Annotated in this window: 4 protein-coding genes and 3 pseudogenes; 2 read left to right on the forward strand and 5 right to left on the reverse strand. The window is 70.7% G+C overall.

What is annotated here, in order from left to right:
* Nucleotides 1-35: 35 nt before the first annotated feature.
* The 5 genes and pseudogenes from VIW71_RS06280 to VIW71_RS06300 all read right to left on the reverse strand — a co-directional run.
* Nucleotides 36-1721 (reverse strand): ribonuclease J, encoded by a 1686-nt coding sequence (locus VIW71_RS06280; RefSeq protein WP_331620984.1) that lies wholly within the window; start codon nt 1719-1721, stop codon nt 36-38.
* Nucleotides 1722-1899: 178 nt separating this feature from the next.
* Nucleotides 1900-2799: a 4-hydroxy-tetrahydrodipicolinate synthase gene (dapA, locus tag VIW71_RS06285; RefSeq protein WP_331620985.1), complete on the reverse strand. Its 900-nt coding sequence runs from the start codon at nt 2797-2799 to the stop codon at nt 1900-1902.
* 191 nt (nt 2800-2990) lie between these two features.
* A pseudogene (gene thyX / locus VIW71_RS06290) lies at nt 2991-3440 on the reverse strand (FAD-dependent thymidylate synthase); the annotation flags it as partial.
* A gap of 3 nt (nt 3441-3443) precedes the next feature.
* Nucleotides 3444-4367, reverse strand: a pseudogene (locus tag VIW71_RS06295) (HNH endonuclease); the annotation flags it as partial.
* Nucleotides 4347-4643 (reverse strand): annotated as a pseudogene (locus VIW71_RS06300) (FAD-dependent thymidylate synthase); the annotation flags it as partial. The pseudogenes VIW71_RS06295 and VIW71_RS06300, both read right to left, overlap by 21 nt.
* Before the next feature lie 196 nt (nt 4644-4839).
* On the opposite strand from VIW71_RS06300, the gene VIW71_RS06305 reads away from it, so the two are divergent.
* Both VIW71_RS06305 and VIW71_RS06310 read left to right on the forward strand, forming a co-directional pair.
* A complete protein-coding gene (locus tag VIW71_RS06305) occupies nt 4840-5385 on the forward strand; it encodes a hypothetical protein (RefSeq protein ID WP_414720675.1) in 546 nt (181 codons plus the stop codon).
* 822 nt (nt 5386-6207) lie between these two features.
* Nucleotides 6208-7296 carry an NDP-sugar synthase gene (locus tag VIW71_RS06310; protein WP_331620986.1) on the forward strand — a complete coding sequence of 363 codons (1089 nt, stop codon included), beginning with the start codon at nt 6208-6210 and terminating at the stop codon, nt 7294-7296.
* Nucleotides 7297-7331 lie beyond the last annotated feature (35 nt).

The following is a 7331-nucleotide window of genomic DNA, read 5'->3' on the forward strand; positions in this document are numbered from 1 at the left end:
GGCCCCCCGCTCCAGGCAGGGAGGTTGACTGAGGGTCAGACTTCGACGACCACCGGCAGGATCATCGGGCGGCGTCGATAGGTGTCGGAGACCCATTTGCCGACGGCACGTCGGATGAGCTGCTGGATCTGCCGGGTCTCCAGGACGCCGTCGGAGGCCGAACGGGACAGCCCCTCCTCGATCCTGGGAATGACGGCGGCGAACGCCTCGTCCTCGATGCCCGATCCGCGCGCGTGGATGTTCGGCCCGCCCACCAACTTGCCCGTACTGCTGTCGACCACCACGAAGACCGAGACGATGCCCTCTTCGCCGAGGATGCGACGGTCTTTCAGTGACGACTCGGTGATGTCGCCGACCGACAGTCCGTCGACGTAGACGTATCCGGCCTGGACCTTGCCGGCGATCTGCGCCTTTCCGTCCACCAGGTCGACGGCGACGCCGTCCTCGGCGATGACGATGCGGTCCTTGGGGATGCCGGTGAGCCGGCCGAGGTCGGCGTTGGCCCGCAAGTGGCGCCATTCGCCGTGGATCGGCATCAGGTTGCGGGGCTTGCAGATGTTGTAGAAGTACAGGAGTTCACCGGCCGAGGCGTGGCCGGAGACGTGCACTTTCGCGTTCCCCTTGTGGACGACGTTGGCGCCCCAGCGCGTCAGCCCGTTGATGACGCGGTAGACCGCGTTCTCGTTTCCCGGGATGAGGGAGGAGGCAAGGATGACGGTGTCGCCCTCGACGATGCGGATCTGGTGGTCGCGGTTGGCCATGCGGGACAGCGCGGCCATGGGTTCGCCCTGGGAGCCGGTGCAGACCAGGACGACGCGTTCGTCGGGGAGGTCGTCCAGGACCTTGACGTCCACGATGAGGTTGCCGGGCACCTTGAGGTAGCCGAGGTCACGGGCGATGCCCATGTTCCGGACCATGGAGCGGCCGACGAAGGCGACCTTCCGGCCGCGTTCGTGGGCAGCGTCGAGCACCTGCTGGATGCGGTGGACATGGCTGGCGAAGCTGGCGACGATGATGCGCTTCTCGGCCTTGGCGAAGGTCTGGCGCAGCACCTGCGAGATGTCGCGCTCGGGCGGTACGAAGCCGGGGACCTCGGCGTTGGTGGAGTCGGCCAGCAGCAGGTCGATGCCCTCCTCCCCGAGCCGCGCGAAGGCGGGCAGGTCGGTGAGGCGGCCGTCGAGCGGCAGTTGGTCCATCTTGAAGTCGCCGGTGACGACGACCATGCCGGCCGGGGTGCGGATGGCGACCGCCAACGCGTCCGGGATGGAGTGGTTGACGGCGACGAACTCGCAGTCGAAGGGGCCGATGCGCTCCCGGTCACCCTCCTTGACCTCCAGTGCGTACGGCCGGATGCGGTGCTCCTGGAGCTTGGCCTCGATGAGGGCGAGGGTCAGCTTGGAGCCGATGAGCGGGATGTCGTCCTTCTCCCGGAGGAGGAAGGGGACAGCGCCGATGTGGTCCTCGTGGCCGTGCGTGAGGATGATTCCGACGACATCGTCCAAGCGGTCCCGGATGGAGCTGAAGTCCGGCAGGATGAGATCGACGCCGGGCTGCTCCTCTTCGGGGAACAGCACACCGCAGTCGACGATCAGCAGCTTCCGGTTGAATTCCAGGACCGTCATGTTCCGGCCGATTTCGCCGAGGCCGCCGAGTGGCGTGATACGCAGGCCGCCGTCGGGCAGTGCCCGCGGCGGGCCCAGTTCAGGGTGCGGATGGCTCAAAGGTTTGATTCTCCCTACCGCGTACGCCCACCGGGCCCCTTGTCAGGGCCGTGGGGCACGCGACATCGTTCGATCGTGCGTTTCGGTCGCACGTATGCAGTCGTCTTCAGTCGTGTTCCGTCGTGCGTGTTACGCCGTACGTATGCGGTTGTCGGTATTCAGTTGTGAAGTCCGTTGTTCACAGGTGTACCCCGCCGGCGGCGAGATCCCTCCTGAGCTGCTCGGTCTCGGCCTCGCCGAGGTCCACGAGGGGGAGCCGGACCGGGCCGGCGGGCAGACCGCGCAGCGCGAGGGCTGCCTTGGTGGTGATGACGCCCTGGGCGCGGAACATGCCGGTGTAGACGGGCATCAGCCGCTGGTGGATCTCGGCGGCCTTGGTGACGTCTCCGGCGGTGTACGTGGCGAGGAGGGTGCGCAGCTCGGCGGTGACGAGGTGGGCGACGACGGAGACGAAGCCGGTGGCGCCGATGGAGAGCAGCGGCAGGTTGAGCATGTCGTCGCCGGAGTACCAGGCGAGGCCGCTGCGGCTGAGCGCCCAGCTCGCGGCGGCGAGGTCGCCCTTGGCGTCCTTGTTGGCGACGATGCGGGGGTGCTCGGCGAGCCGGACGATCGTCTCTGTGCCGATGGGGACGCCGGTGCGGCCGGGGATGTCGTAGAGCATCACGGGCAGGGCGGTGGCGTCCGCGATGCGGGTGAAGTGCCGGTACAGGCCCTCCTGAGGGGGCTTGTTGTAGTACGGCGAGACCGTGAGCAGGCCGTGCGCGCCGGCCCGCTCGGCCTGGCGGGCGAGTTCGACGCTGTGCCCGGTGTTGTTGGTGCCGACTCCGGCGATGACGTGGGCGCGGTCTCCGACTGCTTCCACCACAGCGCGTACGAGCTGGTCTTTCTCCGCGTCACTGGTGGTGGGCGACTCCCCGGTGGTGCCGTTGACGACGAGGCCGTCGTTGCCCGCGTCCACGAGGTGGGCGGCCAGCCGCTGGGCACCGTCGAGGTCGAGGGCGCCGTCCGTGGTGAACGGGGTGACCATCGCGGTCAGTACCCGCCCGAAGGGGGCCTTGGGGGTGGAGATCGGAGCCATGGGTCCCACGCTACTCGGTATGCGGGCGGGCACGCAGCCGTGGACCTGCGCAAAGGGCTCCGGCGGTGCCTGCTCGGGGGTTCAAGCACCGCCGGAGTCCGTTTCTGCAGCCTAGATGAACTTCATGAATGCCTGCAATCCGAACACTTCGGACATTTGCCCGCAGGCGACCCTCGTACGTGTGCCGCACCTCACGGAGCCACTCGGCCGTTCGCGTTGAAGGCCGCGTACGTGAGCGGCATCACCTCCGCCCACGCGGCCTCCATCTTCTCCCCCACCATCTCGATCTCCCGCTGCGGGAACGAGGGCACCCGCGCCATCTCGTGCTGCGTGCGCAGGCCGAGGAAGTGCATCAGCGAGCGCGCGTTGCACGTCGCGTACATCGACGAGTACAGGCCGACCGGAAGGGTGGCCCGCGCGACCTCCCGCGCCACCCCGGCGGCCAGCATCTCCTGGTACGCGGCGTACGACTGCGCGTACGACGCCTCCATCGCGGCCACCGCCTCCTTGCGCTGCCCGGCCGTGCCCGCCACGAACTCGTACTTCCCCGGCCGTCCCTGCTGCACCAGCTTCCGATCCGCTCCCGGCACGTAGAACACCGGCTGCAACTCCCGGTAACGCCCGGATTCCTCGTTGTACGAGTTGTGCACCACGATCCCGTCGGCCAGGAAGTTGTGCCACGGTCCGGCCACGGAGACGTCGTACGTCATCTCCTCGCCGTCCTCGGCGACGCCGACGATCAGGTCGGGCACGGCCTCGGCGATCCTGCCGTCGCGCTGTGCGAGGGCCTGTTCCTGGGCGCTCTTGCGGGCGTGGCAGTCCTCGCACGCGGGAGCCAGGTTCCGTTCGTCGAGGGCCTTCGTCAGATCGGCGGCCACGGGGGTGACGTGGTCCAGGGCCAAGGACTCCCGCGGGAAGCTCTGTCCGCACAGGTGGCAGTCGTCCGTCTCCTTGATCAGGCGGTCGCGCTGCGTCGACGTCCACACACCGATGCCGTGCCGAAGGCCGGGCGGGACCGTCGGGAAGGGACGCGGCGCGGTCCCCCCGGCCAGGACGGCATCGCCGATGGCGAGCTCGCCGGCCTTGCGCCATCCGTCAGGCGTGAGAACGGCGTGATCCACCGAGCAGCGCAGCGAGCGGCCACCTTGCGTGGTGATCCGGATCAGGGATTTGACCCCCGACTCCATGACGTCCACGATCTGCGCCCGCTGTGCGCGCAGTGTGTCCTCGTCGAAGCAGCGCACATGGCTGCGGCGAACCGGGTCGAGCCGGCTCAGCCGCGTGCCGGGGTGCTCCTCACGGAACTCCGCCACCGCGCAGTCCGCCGCCTCCCTGCTGTCGTAGAGCCCGAGGTAGTGGTTCTTGCCCGCCCACCGGGCCTGAGCCATCCACCTGCCCGCCCGGGCGTGCCACGTCGCGCCGCCGGCCGAGACCGCCATGCGGTCGTCCACGCCGTGGTGCCACTGGCGGTAGAGGTCCTTGACGGCCTGCCGGCGCAGATTTCCGGCCTCGCTCTCCAGGGTGATCATGGTGTCGCCGGCCAGGCACCAGCCGACGCGGTGGCGCATGAATTCGCGGAAGACGAAGATCGGGGCGCTGATGAAGAAGGTCATGGAGTTGTGCTCGAAGGGGCTGCCGTGGCGGTCGCGCATCAGGAAGTTGATCAGGCCCTTGGAACGCTCGGGGTCCTTGGTCAGCTCCTCCAGGGACTGCTCACCCGCCGTGGAGACGCGTGCCGCCCACAGGACGTCGGAGTCCGACGCGCTGTGCTTGATGAGCTCGACGGTGACGTCGTCGCGGAACTGGGCGGGGACGGGGGTCCCGGTGGGCTGGTCGTTCTGCACCGGAGGTCCTTCCTGTTGGCTGCGCGCCCAGCCTAAGTGGTGGGTGGGACAGCGAACCGCGGCCCGTCCGACCGTCGTCGTCCCGGCCGCCCCGATGACGACGGTCGGCGGGGCCGGAGCTTGGCCGGGGAGCCGACGCCCGCTAGCCTCACCGGTCAGTGCCCGAGCTGCCGGAAGCCGGAAGAGGATTCTCCGCGTGTCCCTGCCTTACCGATCCAGTGCCGCAGTGAACGACGAGTACCCGACCGGGCGTGCCCTCCCGCACGCCGAGCAGGACCGGTGGATGCGGCCGTACCGTCCCGGGCCGTGGCGGGTCGCCACCGCCGCGCTGGCGCTGATGCTGGCCGCGTATCTGCTGGTCGCCGCACTGATCATGGCTCTCGCGGGGGGCGGGCAGAGCGCCGCGAGGTGTGTCGCGTTCGCGGTGCTGGTGATCCTCGGGACGCTGCGGCTGCTGCGGATGGGGGTGTGGGTGAGCGGCAGGGGTCTGCGCCAGACGGGTTTCTTCGTCACCACGACCGTGGCGTGGCGGCAGGTGGCGGCCGTCCGTACGGCGCAGCAGCCGGTGAAGGTGCTGGGGCTGCCGCGCAGCGTCCAGGGCCAGGCGCTGCTGATCACCCGGCGCGGCGGCGCGACCCTGCGTCCGCTGCTGACCGACCACAACGCGGACTTCCTGGGCCGGGGCGAGGCATTCGACGTCGCGGCCGACGCGGTGGAGAGCTGGGCCACCGAATTGCGCTGACGGCATCACGGGCAGGGGCCGGGAACGCCGTCACGCGCACCTCGCGGAGACTGACGGAGGAATGCCTTCACAGGTCCGGGCCGGTGGGCTCCGGCACGCAGGCCGTACGGCCTGCCCGCATGGTGGGCGCAGTCCCTCCTCACCCTCGCGCGTCAGTGTGGTGGAATATCGACCGCACCACTCGAACGGGTGCTGATTCGCTGGGGATCGGACTGCCCCGGCTCGGAGGACGTGAACGTGGTGGGGGGTGGACGACTACCGCGGCGTGCCGGCCCGGCGGTACGGCGGCGGGCGGGCCAGGCTGACGTCCGAGCCGCCTGCGCACGGGTGCGGACCGGCGGCGGGCGGCCGGGGGCGGCCGGGAGCCGGCGCTGGACATCGCCCCGGCCGACCTGACCGGACTCCCATCCCGCCGGCCACCGACGGTGACCGGAACCGACCGGAGGCGGCCGGCGTCACTCCCGTGCCGGGGCGGAACCGGCCGGGACCGCACGACCTCACGGCGCGCGGCACACGACTTCACGGGATGCGACCGCACCGTGCAGGCCGACTGGTACTCCGCGGTCCGACGGGGGCGTGCGGACACGGAGGACGGGGGCGGCTCCAGGTGGCCGGTCCACTTCGGCAGCAGCCGGTACGCCGCCCGGCCGAACGCGCCTCCGGCTGGACTTCACCGGGCGCCCGCGGTCCGAGCAGGTCGTACGCGCCTGCTTCGGGGCCGACTGCGCCGGGCCGGGGGCCGCCGCCACGTCGTGACCCCTCCTTCACACCCGCACCCCCCATGACATTGCCACGCACACCACAGAAAGGGGCGGAGGCCCGATGAGTGAGGCCATCCTGCTCGTCGGCGGCAAGGGCACCCGGCTGCGACCGCTGACGACACACACGCCCAAGCCGCTGCTTCGCGTGGCCGGAGTACCGCTGATGACCCACCAGTTGGCGCGAGCCGCCGCGGCGGGCGTCACGCGGGTCGTCCTGGCCACCTCGTATCTCGCTGATCTGTTCCGGGAGGAGTACGGCGACGGTTCGGCGCTCGGCCTGGAAGTGGTGCATGCCGCCGAGGAGGAGCCGCTGGGCACCGGCGGCGCGATCCGCAACGCCGCCGAGCACCTGACCTGCGGGCCGGACGAACCGGTGCTGGTCTTCAACGGCGACATCCTGTCCGGCCTGGACATCGCCGGGCTGCGCGCCGGGCACCAGGCTTCCGGCGCCGATGTGACGCTGCACCTGATCCGGGTGCCCGACCCGCGCGCCTTCGGTCTGGTGCCCACCGACGCCGACGGGCGGGTGCTGGCCTTCCTGGAGAAGCCGCAGACGCCCGAGGAGATCGTCACCGACCAGGTGAACGCCGGCTGCTACGTCTTCACCCGCAGGACCATCGACACGATCATGCCGGGCCGGGTGGTCTCGGTGGAACGGGAGACCTTCCCGGACCTGCTGGGCGCCGGGGCCCTGCTGCGCGGCGTGATCGACACCAGCTACTGGCTGGACCTGGGCACCCCCGCGGCCTTCGTGAAGGGCTCCGCCGACCTCGTACGCGGTCTGGTCGACTCCCCCGCGCTGCCCGGCGAGCCGGGCCGGGCACTGGTGCTTCCGGGCGCCGTGGTGGACCCGCAGGCCGTGCTCAGCGCGGGCACGGTGGTGTGCGAGGACGCGGTGGTCGAGGCGGGCGCCGTGGTCGAGGGCAGCGTCGTACTGTCCGGGGCGCGGATCGCGACGGGGGCGCTGGTGCACCGTTCCGTGGTCGGCCGGGAGGCGTGCATCGGCCGGGGCAGCACCGTGGTGGAGGCCGTCGTCGGCGACCGCGCGGAGGTCGGCCCGGACAACCAGCTGCCGCCGTCGCTGCGGCTGGACTGCGGTGTACGGCTGCCGGCGCAGGCGGTACGGACCTCGGCGCCGGTCGCCGTCTGACACGGGCCGCCGCCGCTGCCGCCTCGTGCGGCGCG

It is taken from the genome of Streptomyces sp. (assembly GCF_036524955.1).
Classification (GTDB): domain Bacteria; phylum Actinomycetota; class Actinomycetes; order Streptomycetales; family Streptomycetaceae; genus Actinacidiphila.